The sequence below is a fragment of the Streptomyces bacillaris genome (genome assembly GCF_003268675.1).
Taxonomy (GTDB): domain Bacteria; phylum Actinomycetota; class Actinomycetes; order Streptomycetales; family Streptomycetaceae; genus Streptomyces; species Streptomyces bacillaris.
Genome location: NZ_CP029378.1, coordinates 7,846,180 through 7,860,366, shown reverse-complemented (window position 1 = coordinate 7,860,366; position 14,187 = coordinate 7,846,180). Strand labels below are relative to the sequence as shown.

Here is a 14,187-nt window from a genome sequence, read left to right as displayed (position 1 = left end):
CGGATCTACGCCGCCGGAGACGTGACCGGCCTCTCGGCCTTCACCCACCTGGGCGGCACGCAGGGCGGAGCAGCCGCCGTCGACGCTCTGCTGGGGGTGCGCCGCCCCATCGACTACCGGGCGGTGCCCTGGGTGACGTACACCGATCCCGAGATCGCCCGCGTCGGACTGACCGCGGACGAGGCGCGGGAGAAATACGGCGACGACACACGCGTCCACACCTTGGACAACGACCGGGTCGACCGGGCGGTCGCCGACGGCCGCACCGAAGGCTTCACCACCCTGGTGCTGGGCCCGCGCGGAAAGATCGTCGGGGCCACAGTCGTGTCACCGAGGGCCGGCGAGACCATCGCCCACCTCGCGGCGGCGGTGCGCCTGGGCTGGACGCCCTCCGACTACGCCCGCACCGTGCACCCCTACCCCACCTACGCCGACGGGCCCTGGCACACCGCGCTGGCCGATGTCTACGCCCGTCTCGCCCGGGGCAGCAGCGCGATCGGTGCGCTGCTGAAACTCCGCAGAGGGGTGATCCGGTGATCCTGCGTCTCGTCCTGGGCCTGCTCCTCGCGGCGATGGCGCTCGGCCAGTCCGCTTCATTCGACGCGATGCCCGCCATCCTGACCACCTACGGCCTGACATCAGGTGCGGCCTCGACCGCCCTGGCCGTGGCGCTGATCAGCACCGAGACCGTAACGGCTGTTTGGTTCCTTGCCCGGCCCCGCTCCCGCGCCACCACGCCCGTCTGGCTGTACACCGGCGTGGCGGTGGTGTGGGCCGTCCTGGCCTCTCAGGCGTTCGCCCGGGGACTCGTCGTCGACAACTGCGGCTGCTTCGGCACCTACCTCCCCCAGCCGCTGCGCTGGTACGTCCTCGTCGAGGACGCCCTGATGCTGCTGTACGCCGGGCTGCTGTGGCGCGGCCTACGCCGGGCCCAGCTCACCTCGTCGCCCGCCACAGCTCGTACAGCTCGAACCCGCAGGAGAACCACTGATGCGGATCACCGCGAAACTGCGCGCCCTCGAACGCGCCACCCGCCCCTACGACACCGAGTTCGCCGCGGCGATGGAGCGCCGCTGGGCGGAACTTCCCGACGCGGCCCGGACCCCCGGCCAGATCCTCGGCCGGCACGGCGTCGGCTGTGAGGGCACCCACGGTGTCTTCCCCAAGTGCAACCTCAAGTGCACCCCCTGCTACCACTCCAGAGACGCCAACCAGGTACGCGTCGACGGCCCCCACACCCACGAACAGGTCGCCGCGCAGATGCGCCTGCTGCGCGAACTGCGGGGCCCACGTGCCCACACCCAGCTCATCGGCGGCGAGGTCAGCCTGCTCACCCCCGACGACCACGCCGCAGCCCTCGCGATCATGCGGGACCACGGCCGGGAACCGATGAGCTTCACCCACGGCGACTTCGACTACGACTACCTCACCGGCCTCGCGCTCGGCCCGGACGGCACACAGCGCTTCGGGCGACTGTCCTTCGCCGCGCACTTCGACCAGTTCATGTACGGCCGCCGCGGCATCGAACGCCCGCCCGACGAGCAGTCGTTGAACCCCTACCGCGCCCGATTCGCCGCCATGTTCCGCCGCCTTCGGCGCGAGCACGGAGTGCGGTTCTTCCTCGCCCACAACATGACCGTCACCCCGGGCAACCTGGACGAGGTCGCGAGCGTGATCCGCGACTGCCACGCCATGGGCTTTGGCATGTTCTCCTTCCAGCCCGCCGCCTTCCTCGGCGACGAGCGCCGCTGGAAGGAGAAGTTCCGCGAGGCGACCCCGGACGCGGTGTGGGCGGAGATCGAGCGCGGTGCCGGAGCCCGGCTGGACTACCGAGTCTTCGAGAACGGCGACGTGCGCTGCAACCGCACCGCCTACGGCTTCTACGTCGGCAGCCGCTGGTGTCCGTTCCTCGACGGCGACGACCCGCGCGACCTCGCCGTGCGCGACGCGTTCTTCCGCTACTTCGGGAAGGTGACCTTCACCGGCACCCCGCCCGCCCTCCTCGCGGCAAGGATCGTGCGGGTGGTGGCCCGTCATCCGTCCACCGTGGTGACGGGGCTGCGCTGGCTGGGCCGTATCGCCCGCCACGGCGGGCTGCTGCGGCTGGTCCGCCACCGGATGCGGGTGCGCCCGGTCACCTTCGTCATGCACCAGTTCATGGACGCCGACGTCGTCGCCCCGGCCTGGGAGATGATGCAGCGCGGCGAGCAGGCCGAAGACCCCGCACTGCGCGAAACCCAGGAGAGGCTGGCCGCCTGCCACTACGCCATGGCCCACCCCGAGAACGGCACCCTGGTCCCCGCCTGCGTACAGCACGCCGTACTCGACCCGGCCGAGAACGCGGTACTGCGCACCCTGCTGCCGATCGTCGAGGTCCGCACCCCAGCACGCCGCTCGCCCGGCACGTCCGGCATGTAACCGAAGAACCGAAGGAGAAGCAGTCCATGCGCATAGGCGTGATCACCGGCTCCGGCAGCTACGACTGGCCCCACATGGAGGATGCGGCGGAGCGGACCGTCGTCACGGACCACGGCGAGGTCACGGTCACCGAAGGCCGCCTCGGGGGCGCGGAGATCGTGCAGCTGTCCCGGCATGGCGCCGGTCACCACCGGCTCTCCAACCAGGTCGACCACAAGGCGAACCTCGCCGCTCTGCTGGCCGTCGAGGCGGAGGCCGTGGTGTCCTTCACCGTCTGCGGTTCCCTCGACCCGGACGTGCGGCCGGGCTCCCTGGTGGTCTTCGACGACCTGTACTTCCCCGCCAACCGGCTCCCCGACGGCACCCCCTGCACCTGGTACGACACCCCCGGCGAGGCCGGACGCGGCCACTGGATCTTCGACCGGCCCTTCAGCGAACCGCTGCGCCAAGCACTGATCACCGCCGCCGAACAGACCGGGGTACGGGTGGCGACGCGGGGCGTGTACGGACACGTCGACGGCCCCCGCTTCAACTCACGGTCGGAGGTGGCCGCCCTGGCCGCCGCCGGGGTGAGTGCCATCAGCCAGACCGCGGGCCCGGAGGCCGTCCTGGCCGGTGAGGCCGAACTGCCCATGGCGCTGGTCGGTTTCGTCACCGACTACGCCAACGGCGTCGCCGCGAAACCGGAACCGGTGCAGGCGCTGCTGGACCGCATGGCGGCCAGCACGGAGGTCTTCGCCACGCTGGCCGGGCACGCGCTGCCACCCCTGGGCAGCGCGAGCGCGGCAGGCTTCGTCTACCGGTTCGACACGTGAGCGCCACCGCCCAACAGGGCACCCCCTCGATCCTGGTCATGGCCAAGGAGCCCCGCCCCGGCACCGTCAAGACCCGGCTGCATCCCCTGCTCGGCCCGCAGCGCTGCGCCGAACTCCAGGCCGGACTCATCCGCCACACCCTGGAACTGACCACCGCCCACACTCCGCGGACCTACCTCGCCTACGCCCCGGCCGACGGCGGCGACACCATCGGCACGACGACGTCGGCAGGCGTCCGCTTGCGCCTCCAGCGCGGCGAAGACCTCGGCGGGCGCCTGGCTGCCGCCGTCACCGACGCCTTCACCGACGGCGCGGGCCCGCTGCTGGTCATCGGCGCCGACGCGCCGACCCTCACCAGCGACCACCTGACCGCCGCGTTCACCGCCCTGGAGAGCCACGACGTGGTGCTGGGCCCCGCGCTCGACGGCGGCTACTACCTGATCGGCCTGCGCGCCCCCCACACCTCGCTCTTCGCCCTCGACGTGGATGTCTGGAGCACGGACCGGGTGCTGAGGGCGACCCGCTGCGCCGCCCGGCGCGAAGGGCTGAGCGTGGAACTGCTGCGCCCACTGCGGGATCTGGACACCCCCGAAGACGCGACCGCCCTCCTCGCCGATCCGGCGCTGCCCGCGCCGATCGCCGCTCTGATCCGGCCCGGGCAGGCGCCATGACACACGTGTCGATCATCGTCCCGGTACTGAACGAGGAGGCCGCGATCCGCCGCGCGGTGAGCCGCCTGTGCCGCAACTTCCCCGACTGCGAGCTGATCGTCGTGGACGGCGGCTCCACCGACAAAACCGCCGAACTCGCCGCCGTCCACGCCACCGTGATCACCAGTGAACGCGGCCGGGCCAAGCAGATGAACGAGGGCGCCCGGCACGCCTCCGGCGACATCCTCTGGTTCATCCACGCCGACACCGACATCGACCCCGATGCGCTGGACCAGATCCGGGCCGCACTCGCCGACCCGGCCGTGGTCGGAGGCGGCCTCACCCTCCGCTTCGACCGCCGCACCCCTGCCCTGAACTACCTCGCGTGGACGTCCAACGCCCGCGCCCGCCGCCTCCACCACATCTTCGGCGACCAGGCCATGTTCATCCGCCGCACCGTCTTCGACGAACTCGGAGGCTTCCCTGACCTGGCCATCATGGAGGACCTGGAGATGTCACGGCGCCTGCACCGCCGCGGCCCGCTGCGCCTGCTGCCCGCCACATCGACGGCCTCCTCACGCCGCCTGGTCGCCCACGGGACCTGGCGCATGATCGCCTTCATGCAGTACCTGAAGCTGCTGTACTTCGCCGGCGTAGACCCCGAAGCCATCCGCGCCCGCTACACCGCCGGCCCCAGCCTCTTCCCGAAGAAAGCCCCGGCCGTGCCACACACCGGCCGTCCCTGAGCCCTCTCATCCTGCACGATCCATACGACTCCTTGGAGACCGACCTCATGCGCATCGCAGTCTGCGGAGGGCCCTACGGAAACCCGTACGCCCTCCAGGCATTCGTCGACGACGCCAGCGCCCGGGGCGCCGAGCGGCTGTTCTGTCTGGGCGATCTCGGCGGCTTCGGCGCCGACGTCGACGCTCTGTGGCCGATCCTCACCGACAACACCGTCGAGTGCGTCGCGGGAAACTACGACGTGGCCATCGCCCGTGGCGACACCGACTGCGGCTGCGGTTACCGCGACCCCAAGGACAACGAGTACGCCCAACTGATCTACGACCACACCCTCGCCACCACCAGCCGCGATTTCGCCGCCTGGATGGGCACCCTGCCCACCGAACGCCGGGAGACCATCGACGGCGTCGACGTCCACATGGTCCACGGCTCGACCCTGGCTCTGAACGACTTCTGGTGGGAGTCACTGCCCGAGGAGCAGCACCGCCTGCGCGCCGAGACGTCCGGCGCCGATGTCGTCCTGTGCACCCACAGCGGCCTGCCCTGGCAGCGGCGCATCGGCGACACCCTCGCCGTCAACGTCGGCGTGCTCGGCAAACCCGCCAACGACGGCCGCCGCGAAGTCTGGTACGCCATCCTCGACCTGTCCGACGGGCACGTCACCGCCGAGCTGATCCCGCTCGCGTACGACTGGCAGCAGCAGGCCGCCTCGATGCGCGCCGCGGGGCTGCCCGAGATCTTCGCCGAGACCATCGAGACCGGCTGGTGGACCACCTGCCTGGAAATCCTGCCGCCACGCGAGCGCTCCCGGGGCCGCTACCACCTCTACCGCTCCACTCTGCCCGCCGGCTTCCGCCCCGCGGACGACGGCTGGGGAGAGACCACGCCCCAAGCCTTTCAAGGCGACCGGCCGGTGGTCCCGCTGTTCGGCACCCCGTACTTCCCGTCCCGGCTGTGGATCTACACCAACTTCCACTGCAACCTGGCCTGCGACTACTGCGCGGTCGCCTCCTCCCCAAAGGCGGCTCCCCGCACCCTGACCACCGACACCTTCCGCGCCCTGGTCGACGAGGCCGCACAGGCCGGATTCACCGAGCTGTACCTCACCGGCGGTGAGCCCTTCCTGCACCCCGATATCGTCGGCCTCCTCGACTACGCCTCCGCCGAACTGCCCACCATCGTGATGACCAACGCGATGCTGCTCCGCGGCCGTCGCGCCGACGGCCTCGCGGATCTGGCCGGCCGCAAACTCACCGTCCAGACCTCCCTGGACGGTGCCACCGCCCACACTCATGATCTACATCGCGGCTCGGGCTCATGGCAGCGCACCATCGACGGCATCCGCCACCTGATCGACCTCGGCCTGCCGCCGCGCGTCGCCCTCACCGAGACCCCGGACAACACGCACGAGGTCCCCGCGGTCGCCGAGCTGCTGGCCGAACTTGGTCTACCTGCGGACCACTTCGCGGTACGCCCGCTGCTGCGGCGCGGCTTCGCCGAGACCGGAGTGGAGATCGGCGAGGACTCCAGCATCCCCGAACTGACCGTCACCGCCGACGGACTGCACTGGCACCCCGCCGGAGCCGACCTCGCCACCAGCCCCGACATGCACCTCGCGCCCGCCGGCACCGCGCTCGCCGTGGGCCAACAGCTGGTCACCGAGCGGTTCTTCACCGCCCGCCTGACCGACGGCACCCTGCCCCGCCCCGTCCACTGCGCCATCTGACCCGTACGGAAAGGGAGTGCACCATGCAGCGACACGTCGCGATCCTCGGTGCCGGGCCCATCGGCCTTGACGCCGCCCTCGCCTGCGCCGACGCCGGCTGGCCGTTCACCGTCTATGAGGCCGCAGAAACCGTCGCCGCCCACCTACGGGCCTGGGGCCACGTCCGGCTCTTCACCCCGTGGGACCTCAACGTCTCCCACCGGATGAGGGCCCGCCTGCCGGACACCCCGGCCGGCGACAACTGCCCCACCGGGGCCGAACTGGCCACCCGCCTGCTCGACCCGGTCGCCGCACTGCCCGCCCTCGAAGGCCGCATCCGCTACCGCACCCGCGTGGCCGCCATCGCCCGCACTGGCCTACTCAAGCACGAGCAGATCGGCACCGGCACCCGCGCCACCGCCCCCTTCACTCTCCTGCTCGACACCCCCGACGGCGAGGCCATCGCCGAGGCCGACCTCGTCCTGGACTGCACCGGCGCCTACTCCCACCCCAACACCTTGGGCCCCGGCGGGATCCCCGCCCCCGGCGAACGCGCCCTCGCCGACCGCATCACCCGCACCCTCCCCAACACCGAAGAGTCCGACCGCTGGGCCGGAACCGTCCTGCTCGTCGGCGCCGGGAAGTCCGCCCAGACCGCGGCCCGCGACCTGGCCGGCCTGCCTGGCACCCGCGTCGAATGGGTGGTGCGCAAACCGGCACCCGACTGGGGCGCCGTACCCGACGACACCCTGCCCGGCCGCCAGCACCTCGTCGATACATCCCGGGCCCTCGCCGACGGCGCCAACGACCGCGTCACCGTCCACACCGGCGCCTACATCCATGCCCTCAGCCCCGAGAGTGACCGGATCCGCGTCGCTCTCGCCACCGAGGGCGGTCCGCACGAAATCTCCTGCGACCACGTCGTGGCGCTGACCGGGTACACCGGCGACGCCTCCCTCTACCGGCAGTTGCAGGTCCACGAGTGCTACGCCACCGGCGCCCCCATGAACCTCTCCGCCGCCCTCCTCGGCTCAGCGGGCGGCGACTGCCTCACCCAGCCGGCCGTCGGCATCGACGCCCTGCGCAACCCCGAACCGCACTTCTTCATCCTGGGCGCCAAGTCCTACGGCCGCCTCAACACCTTCCTGCTGCGCACCGGATACCAGCAGATCGACCAGTTCGTTGCCGCCTACGCCGACGCCCCGAGACTCCTGTCCACCGGTACGTGAGGGAGACATGGTGACGACCTTCATTGAGGCGTCGGCCGTACGCCTCCATCTGGACCGGCGCGTTCCTCCTGCCCGGGCCAGATCCCGAGGATCAGCCACGGCACCCGCATCCGGGTCGTTGAAGGGTCCTGCTGGCTCAGCTGACAGCGCGGTCCTGCGGCATGTGTGAGTGCCGTACCGGCGAGGAGTGTTCGCCGGTACGGCTGCTCCGATCATGCCGTGTGACCGACCCCGCCACGGGCGGTCGGCTGTCCCGATGGGCGCTTGGGCGGTCAGTGGGGGAGCTGGTCCATGATCCAGGTGCACAGCTGCTCGGTGATGGCTGTGTGCGCGGTGGTCGTGGTGGAGCAGAGGAAGCTGTCCAGCTCGCTTTCCTCCGCGTCGGCTTCGCCGATGCTGCGGTACAGGTGCTCCTGCTTGTCGATGTCGCGGATCGCGACCGCGCTGACTGAGGGGACGAAGCACACGTCCTCGTGCCGCAGGTCCGCTTTGCCGCCGAGCTTCTCCAGGGTGTCGGCGAGGATCTTGTAGGTGTGCAGGGTTCCGCCCGGTGCACCGTCCAGCTCCGGGAAGCCGTCGGTCGTGATGGTCTTCTCGGCCTTGGGGAACCTGCGGTTGAGGTAGGCGACCGTCGTGTCGTCGCCTTGGGCCTGGGTGTAGAAGGTGGTGCCCGGGTAGATCCGCTCGATCCGCAGAGCGGTTTCGCCGGGCGTCACGTCCGGCAGGCCGGTCCCGTCCGCGCGGCCGTTGGCCACGGCGATCTTGCGCGGGATCATCGGCCACCCACCCAGTCGCTCCAGGGAGGCCAGGAACTCCGTGCGCTCCGGGGCGATGCCGATCTTGCCGGTGTCCTTGTCGTAGTGCTGCCACAGCATCTGGCGTGCGGCCGGGCTGTTCATCTGCCGGGCGAAGTCGTTCGGGAACGGGATGAAGTGGGAGAACGCCTGCACGCCCACCGGGATGGAGGCGCCGCGGTGGGGGCTGTCGTAGGAGAAGTACAGCGCGGTCCGGTGGTTGACGCGCTGCTCCTCGAGACGAGCGAGTGCGAAGCGGGTGACGATGCCGCCCATGCTGAAGCCGCCCACGACCAGGGGCGCGTCACCTTGCTGCTCGGCGGTGGCCCGCATGATGGCGGCCTCGGCCGCCTGAGCGTTGTCCAGGATCGACGCGCTGCGCTCCTCGAAGCCGAGCAGGATCACGTCCCTGCCGCGCCGGCGCAGCTCGGAGATGAAGGGGTATCCGTTGTTCTCGAGCCCGTCGTAGAGCACGTCGAGCTTGCTCCGGCCGAGGTTGAAGCCGTCGGCCATGATCATGGGCCGGGTGAGAGAGCTGTTGCCCTCACCGCGGAAGATCCAGGCGAAGCCGTTCGGCAGGGGCCACTCGTCGTGCTCCGGTACCTCGATCGCCCCGGCGCGTTCGGCGGTCAGAAGACCGCCGATGCTGAACGAACCGACGTTGGGCTCGGCTGTTTCGGACATGGTCGTACTCCTGATGGCAGGGGGGCGGGTGAGACGTCGTCATCATGGAGGAGATGCGGGCACATCAGGCCTCTGATCTGCGGGGTTCACCACATCTGATGGAGCACAGCCGGGAGCGGTTGACGGGCGCGAACGGACCGCCTGCCCGGTCCCGTCGTCCGTTGCGCACCTCAGCGCCCCTACCGGATCCGGTTCGGCGCACGACCGCATGAACGGAGTGCGTGCGCAGAGATCGGCGAGGACACCCGCTGGGTAGGCAACGGCGAGACGACCGGGCGCAGACGCCTCCCAGGACGCTCAAGCTCACTTGCCGGACTCGGGGGACCTGACCTGGAAGGGCGCGCTCCCGGAGGAAAGCGAACCCTTCGCCCGCAACGACGAGAGGAAGCCCGCCATGAGCATTCCCCACCGCCTGATCGGTTCAGGTGACCACAAAGTGCTGGCGCTCCACGACTGGTTCGGCACCAGCGCCGGCTGGGGGCCCTTCCTGGACTACCTGGACGGCGACACCTTCAGCTACGCCTTCCTCGACTACCGCGGCTACGGGGACCGCAAGCATGTCACCGGCACGTACACGCTCGCCGAGATCGCCGGGGACGCCCTCGCCCTGGCCGACGAGCTCGGCTGGGAGAGCTTTTCCCTCGTCGGCCACTCGATGGGCGGCAAGGCGGCCCAGGAGGTGCTGGCCCAGGCCCCGCACCGGGTACGGAAGCTGGTCGGCCTGGCCCCGGTCCCTGCCGGAGCCTATCCGCTGGACGCCGATGGAGAGGCGCTGTTCTACGGTGCCGCGCAGGACCGCGACAAGCGACGGGCCATCGTGGACCTGGTCACCGGCCGGCGCGCTTGCCGGGTGTGGGTGGACCTGATGGTCGACCGCTCGCTGGAGTGGTCGACGCGGGAGGCGTTCGGCGGTTACGTGAAGGACTGGGTCACCGCCGACCTCACGGAACGGATCACCGGCAACCCCGTTCCGGTCAAGGTCATCGTCGGGGAGCACGACCTCGCCCTGACGGCCGACGCGATGCGCGCCACGTGGCTCAGCCACTATCCGAACGCCGAACTGGAGGAGATCTCCAACAGCGGCCACTACCCCATGCACGAGACACCTGTGGCCCTGTCCACCAGCCTCGAGACGTTCCTGAACGCCTGAGCCCCCAGCGGCAGCTCCAAGAACACCTGGCGCACCATCACCATGCCCACAGGCCGGGCCGGGAGCACGCAACAGCGGACCCCGGCCGGTCACGGCAGAGACGACCTTTTGCGCAGTTCACCGTCGGCTGCCGGGTCAACCTGATCGGCAGGGACACCGGTGTGGGCGACGGAGTCCCCCTCTGCGACGCAAAACCCGGAACGAGTGAAGGAAGCCGCCCGACAGCAGGAATGACCGTGGGCACGCTGTGTCTCTGCTGGGGCCCGAAGTGGCATGCCGGGCACGAGGATGGCCGGTCTCCGTACGGGGCCACGGCAGCAAAGCCCGGTGGCCGGCCGTCACCGCAGCTCGCCTCAACCGCACGTCGGGGTACGCGCCCTGCCCGTGTGAGGAGCCACTGGCAGGGCGGGGCGCCTCCCGAGTGGATGCCTATAGTGACCGCGTCATTACTATGCGCAATGGTTCGGCTTCGCTGCCTGCCTGCGCCACATCATCGCTAAGGACCGACATGAACGCACTTCTCCGCGGCCGTAGCCGCAGCGCCCCGCTTCTCGCGGGCCTGCTGGCGCTGCTGGTGACCTTGATGGTCTGGCCCTCGGCCGCCACCGCACAGGAAGGGCGGCTCAAGGGCTGGGGCGCCAACGAGAGCTACCAGCTCGGCGGCGTGGTCGCCAACGCCAAGTACAAGCCCGTGACCGTGCCGGGGCTCACCGGCGCCGACATCGAGAGCATCGCGGCCGGAGCCAGCCACAGCCTCGCCCTGCTCTCCAACGGCACCGTGGAGAGCTGGGGTCTCAACACCAGCGGCCAGCTCGGTATCGGCACCGCCACCAACCAGGACCAGGCGTCCACCGTCACCGGACTGAGCTGCCCCGAGTTTCGTAGAGTCCGATCTTGATTGGTTCAGGCGGACTGCGGGGTTTGCTCCTGGCTGCGCCAGAAGGCTTCCTCGTGCTCGGCCGGCGGCACGTAGTCGAGCGCGGAGTGCAGACGTTCCTCGTTGTACCAGGTGACCCACTGGAAGATCGCCCGCTCGACCTGCTCGACGTCCTTCCAAGGACCCTGCATCTCGATCAGCTCGGCCTTGAAGGTCCCGTTCAGCGCCTCGGCCATCGCGTTGTCATACGAGTCCGCGACCGACCCGACGGAGGCGGAGGCGCCGATGTCCGCGAGCCGGTCGGTATACCGAATTGACACGTATTGCGACCCGCGATCGCTGTGGTGGATCAGTCCGGAGTCCTTCTTGATCCGACGCCGCCAGAGCGCCATCTCCAGGGCGTCCAGAGGGAGTTCGGTCCGCATGTGGTTCGCGACCTGCCAGCCGACGATCATCCGCGAGTACACGTCCAGGACGAATGCCACATACATCCATCCCGACCAGGTGCGGACATAGGTCATGTCCGCGACCCACAGCTGATCGGGCCGCGAGGCGGTGAAGTCGCGGTCGACCAGGTCCGGCGGACGCGGCGCCGACGGCTCCGGGACCGTGGTGCGGCGGCGCCGGCCACGGATGACGCCCTCCAGGCCCAGCTCGGCCATCAGCCGCTCGACCGTGCAGCGGGCCACCTCGACGCCCCGGCGGCCCAGGGCCCGCGTGATCCGGCGGGCGCCATAGGTGCCGCCCGAGTCCGCGTGGACCTCCTCGATCAGAGGCATGAGCTGCTCGTCGCGGAGCCGACGGGCCGACTTCGGCCGCTTCTTGCGGGCGAAGTACGTCGACGGAGACAGGTCCAGCACCCGGCAGACGGGATCGACCCCGAGGCCGTGTCCACGCAGGTGGTCGATCACCTGCTCGGCCTCGTCCGGGGACGGTCGATCTCCTGGGCAAAAAACACCGAGGCGGCTTTCAGGATCTCGTTCGCCCGCCGCAGCTCCGCTACTTCTTTACGGAGTTGCTTGAGCTCGTCGAGCTCTGCGGTGGTGAGCCGGTCGTCCCGCTCGCCGCGGTCGGCCTCGGCCTGGCGGACCCAGCCGCGCAAGGCCTCCTTGTGGATGCCCAGGTCCTTCGCGACGTGCGCGATCGGGCGGCCGGTGGTGCGGACCTCGCGAATCGCGCGCTCGCGCAGTTCGTCCGGATATTTACGGGGTGCTGCCATGGTGCTGGTGGATCTCCTTCGCCAGGACCGTAACCCTGGCATCAGGGACTCCACAAATCTCAGTACAGCTCAGACTGCGGGGCGTGGTCGCCATCGCGGCCGGTTCCAACCACAGCCTGGCGCTGCTCGCCGACGGCACCGTGCGCGCCTGGGGTCTCAACTCCAGCGGCCAGCTCGGCGACAACAGCCTTGCCACCCGCACCACCCCGGTCACCGTAGCCGGTCTCACCGACGTCGAGGCCATCGCCGCCGGGGGCGCCCACAGCCTGGCCGTCCTCGCCGACGGCACCGTCAAGGCATGGGGCCTCAACGGCAACGGCCAACTCGGCGACAACAGCGCCGCGACCCGCACCACCCCGGTCACCGTGACCGGTCTGGCCAACGTCCGCAGCGTTGCCGGTGGCAATGTCCACAGCCTCGCCCGTCTCGCTGACGGCACCGTCTGGGCCTGGGGCCGCGGCTCCGAAGGCCAGCTCGGCGACAACTCCTCCACTCAGCGCCTCACTCCCGTGAAGGTCGACGCCATCGCGACCGCGCGCGACATCAGCGCCGGCATCTACCACAGCGTCGCCCGCCTCGCCGACGGCACCGTCAAGACCTGGGGCTACAACGCGCAGGGCCAGCAGGGCGACGGCACCCTCACCAACCGCCCCGCCCCCATCACCCTGGATGGCGCCACCAACACCCGCGCCATCTCCGCCGGCCACTACCACACCCTCGTCCTCGACCGCGACGGCAAGGTCAGCGCCGTCGGCTACAACAACAACGGCCAGCTCGGCGACGGCACCGCCACCGACCGCACCGCGCTCACCACCCCCATCAACAGCCTCAGCAGCGTCTCACTGATCGCCGCAGGCGGAGCCTTCAGCCTCGCCGGATAGCGGCAGCGAACAGCAGACACCACACCAATGCCGTGACCGGGCAAGCAAGAACACGCCGGTAGTCCTTGGACGGCCCCCGTCCCGCTGGGACCTCCACCGTTCGCCCGTCACGCACGTCAGCCCGGCCGGAGAACCGGCCGGGCTGACTCAGTTGAGCTTCCCGGATCTGGGCCTGACCTTCCCCAACCCGCACCCCAGCACCTACACCCTCACCAGCGGGACCTGGGCGAGGACAACGCTGCCTATGTGCGGCCCATCAGGGCGCCGGGCAAGGTCACACCGAAGTCCGACAGAGCGCCGCGAATGCGGGGCTGATGAAGCGGGTGCGAACGGTCGGATCCCAGAGCGCGGCCAACGTCAACTCCTTGAGGTCGAGTACGTCCGCGGCGCCGACCCGCCGGCCCGGCCTGCACCCCGTCGGCCGACGTTCAGGCCCCGGCGTGCAGAGGCTGAGCACTGACGGCCCCGGCTTTCACTGCTGACCGAAGCCGCTCGCCCTAGCGGCCCGAGCCGCTACCCGTTCCCGGTTCGGGAAGCAGTGTCAGCGGGCAAGGCCCGGCCCGGCCGCCTCCGCGGGCGTGTCGGGAACACCCAGGCGCAGGTGCTCGACGTGGTAGAGGGCCTGCTCCAGCAGCTCGGCCACATGGTGGTCGTACAGGGCGTAGATGATCGACCGGCCGTGGCGCTCCCCGGTGACCAGGCCGAGGTTGCGCAGCAGGCGCAACTGGTGGGAGCAGGCGGAGGCTTCCATGCCGACGGCGTCTGCGAGGTCGCCCACGGAGCTGGGACCTTCCTGAAGCCGGGCGAGGATGTGCAGCCGGGAGGGTGTGGCGAGGGCCTGGAGGGTGGCGGCGACGTCGGTGGCGCCGACCGTGTCGAGCCGCTCGCGGGTGGTGGCACTGCTCCTGGCGTCTGCTCCGTGGCCCATGGCGTCATCATACGCGCAACACATGAAGACCTGTTCATTCATTCCTGTATGGTGGGCGCGTTGCCTGTCGTCCGCCCGTGAAGGGTTGCTTTG

At 70.2% G+C, this 14,187-nt stretch carries 13 protein-coding genes and 1 pseudogene; 11 read left to right on the top strand and 3 right to left on the bottom strand.

Annotated features, from left to right (window positions below; all coding sequences use genetic code 11):
* Positions 1–21: 21 nt before the first annotated feature.
* The 8 genes and pseudogenes from DJ476_RS36215 (at position 22) to DJ476_RS34165 (ending at position 7,561) form a co-directional block, all read left to right on the top strand.
* Positions 22–537, top strand: coding sequence for a hypothetical protein (locus DJ476_RS36215; RefSeq protein ID WP_404827603.1), 516 nt, complete (start codon positions 22–24; stop codon positions 535–537).
* Positions 534–902: pseudogene (locus DJ476_RS36210) on the top strand (MauE/DoxX family redox-associated membrane protein); the annotation flags it as partial. The gene DJ476_RS36215 and the pseudogene DJ476_RS36210, both read left to right, overlap by 4 nt.
* An 88-nt stretch (positions 903–990) precedes the next feature.
* Positions 991–2,418 carry a radical SAM domain-containing protein gene (locus DJ476_RS34190; protein ID WP_112492369.1) on the top strand — a complete coding sequence of 476 codons (1,428 nt, stop codon included), beginning with the start codon at positions 991–993 and terminating at the stop codon, positions 2,416–2,418.
* Between the two features lie 26 nt (positions 2,419–2,444).
* A complete protein-coding gene (locus DJ476_RS34185) occupies positions 2,445–3,233 on the top strand; it encodes an MTAP family purine nucleoside phosphorylase (protein ID WP_112492368.1) in 789 nt (262 codons plus the stop codon).
* Positions 3,230–3,904 carry a TIGR04282 family arsenosugar biosynthesis glycosyltransferase gene (locus tag DJ476_RS34180; protein ID WP_162638849.1) on the top strand — a complete coding sequence of 225 codons (675 nt, stop codon included), beginning with the start codon at positions 3,230–3,232 and terminating at the stop codon, positions 3,902–3,904. Before DJ476_RS34185 ends, DJ476_RS34180 begins: the two co-directional genes overlap by 4 nt.
* Positions 3,901–4,629: a TIGR04283 family arsenosugar biosynthesis glycosyltransferase gene (locus DJ476_RS34175; protein WP_112492367.1), complete on the top strand. Its 729-nt coding sequence runs from the start codon at positions 3,901–3,903 to the stop codon at positions 4,627–4,629. The genes DJ476_RS34180 and DJ476_RS34175 overlap by 4 nt, the downstream gene beginning before the upstream one ends.
* A gap of 47 nt (positions 4,630–4,676) precedes the next feature.
* The gene (locus DJ476_RS34170; RefSeq protein ID WP_162638845.1) at positions 4,677–6,353 is read left to right on the top strand and encodes a radical SAM protein; all 1,677 of its coding nucleotides are present in this window, start codon (positions 4,677–4,679) and stop codon (positions 6,351–6,353) included.
* 23 nt (positions 6,354–6,376) lie between these two features.
* Positions 6,377–7,561: an NAD(P)-binding domain-containing protein gene (locus DJ476_RS34165; RefSeq protein ID WP_162638843.1), complete on the top strand. Its 1,185-nt coding sequence runs from the start codon at positions 6,377–6,379 to the stop codon at positions 7,559–7,561.
* A gap of 272 nt (positions 7,562–7,833) precedes the next feature.
* Here DJ476_RS34165 and DJ476_RS34160 read toward each other — a convergent pair whose 3' ends face one another.
* Positions 7,834–9,039, bottom strand: a complete 1,206-nt coding sequence (locus tag DJ476_RS34160; protein WP_112492364.1) for an esterase/lipase family protein — start codon at positions 9,037–9,039, stop codon at positions 7,834–7,836.
* 394 nt (positions 9,040–9,433) lie between these two features.
* On the opposite strand from DJ476_RS34160, the gene DJ476_RS34155 reads away from it, so the two are divergent.
* On the top strand, positions 9,434–10,189 hold the full coding sequence (locus DJ476_RS34155; RefSeq protein WP_112492707.1) for an alpha/beta fold hydrolase: 756 nt from the start codon (positions 9,434–9,436) through the stop codon (positions 10,187–10,189).
* A gap of 508 nt (positions 10,190–10,697) precedes the next feature.
* Complete coding sequence (locus DJ476_RS34150; protein WP_162638841.1) at positions 10,698–11,087, top strand: RCC1 domain-containing protein; 390 nt, start codon at positions 10,698–10,700, stop codon at positions 11,085–11,087.
* A gap of 5 nt (positions 11,088–11,092) precedes the next feature.
* On the opposite strand, the gene DJ476_RS34145 is transcribed toward DJ476_RS34150, so the two are convergent.
* Positions 11,093–12,285, bottom strand: a protein-coding gene (locus DJ476_RS34145; RefSeq protein ID WP_112489517.1) for an IS3 family transposase whose coding sequence is annotated in 2 segments (ribosomal slippage) — positions 11,093–12,021 and positions 12,021–12,285 — 1,194 coding nt in all. Because the reading frame shifts where the segments join, the coding sequence is not laid out codon by codon here.
* Between DJ476_RS34145 and DJ476_RS34140 the strand changes: the two genes are divergently transcribed.
* The gene (locus tag DJ476_RS34140; protein WP_456339959.1) at positions 12,276–13,166 is read left to right on the top strand and encodes an RCC1 domain-containing protein; all 891 of its coding nucleotides are present in this window, start codon (positions 12,276–12,278) and stop codon (positions 13,164–13,166) included. The genes DJ476_RS34145 and DJ476_RS34140 overlap by 10 nt on opposite strands.
* Positions 13,167–13,707: 541 nt before the next feature.
* Here the strand turns inward: DJ476_RS34140 and DJ476_RS34135 are convergent.
* Complete coding sequence (locus DJ476_RS34135; RefSeq protein ID WP_076966576.1) at positions 13,708–14,094, bottom strand: ArsR/SmtB family transcription factor; 387 nt, start codon at positions 14,092–14,094, stop codon at positions 13,708–13,710.
* Between the last annotated feature and the right edge of the window lie 93 nt (positions 14,095–14,187).

What these genes read in the sequence shown, in the direction of transcription:
- DJ476_RS34190 (WP_112492369.1), top strand. Translation starts at nt 991, where the DNA reads ATGCGGATCACCGCGAAACTGCGCGCCCTCGAACGCGCCACCCGCCCC.
- DJ476_RS34160 (WP_112492364.1), bottom strand. Translation starts at nt 9,039, where the DNA reads ATGTCCGAAACAGCCGAGCCCAACGTCGGTTCGTTCAGCATCGGCGGT.
- DJ476_RS34170 (WP_162638845.1), top strand. Translation starts at nt 4,677, where the DNA reads ATGCGCATCGCAGTCTGCGGAGGGCCCTACGGAAACCCGTACGCCCTC.
- DJ476_RS34155 (WP_112492707.1), top strand. Translation starts at nt 9,434, where the DNA reads ATGAGCATTCCCCACCGCCTGATCGGTTCAGGTGACCACAAAGTGCTG.
- DJ476_RS34150 (WP_162638841.1), top strand. Translation starts at nt 10,698, where the DNA reads ATGAACGCACTTCTCCGCGGCCGTAGCCGCAGCGCCCCGCTTCTCGCG.
- DJ476_RS34185 (WP_112492368.1), top strand. Translation starts at nt 2,445, where the DNA reads ATGCGCATAGGCGTGATCACCGGCTCCGGCAGCTACGACTGGCCCCAC.
- DJ476_RS34165 (WP_162638843.1), top strand. Translation starts at nt 6,377, where the DNA reads ATGCAGCGACACGTCGCGATCCTCGGTGCCGGGCCCATCGGCCTTGAC.
- DJ476_RS34175 (WP_112492367.1), top strand. Translation starts at nt 3,901, where the DNA reads ATGACACACGTGTCGATCATCGTCCCGGTACTGAACGAGGAGGCCGCG.
- DJ476_RS34135 (WP_076966576.1), bottom strand. Translation starts at nt 14,094, where the DNA reads ATGGGCCACGGAGCAGACGCCAGGAGCAGTGCCACCACCCGCGAGCGG.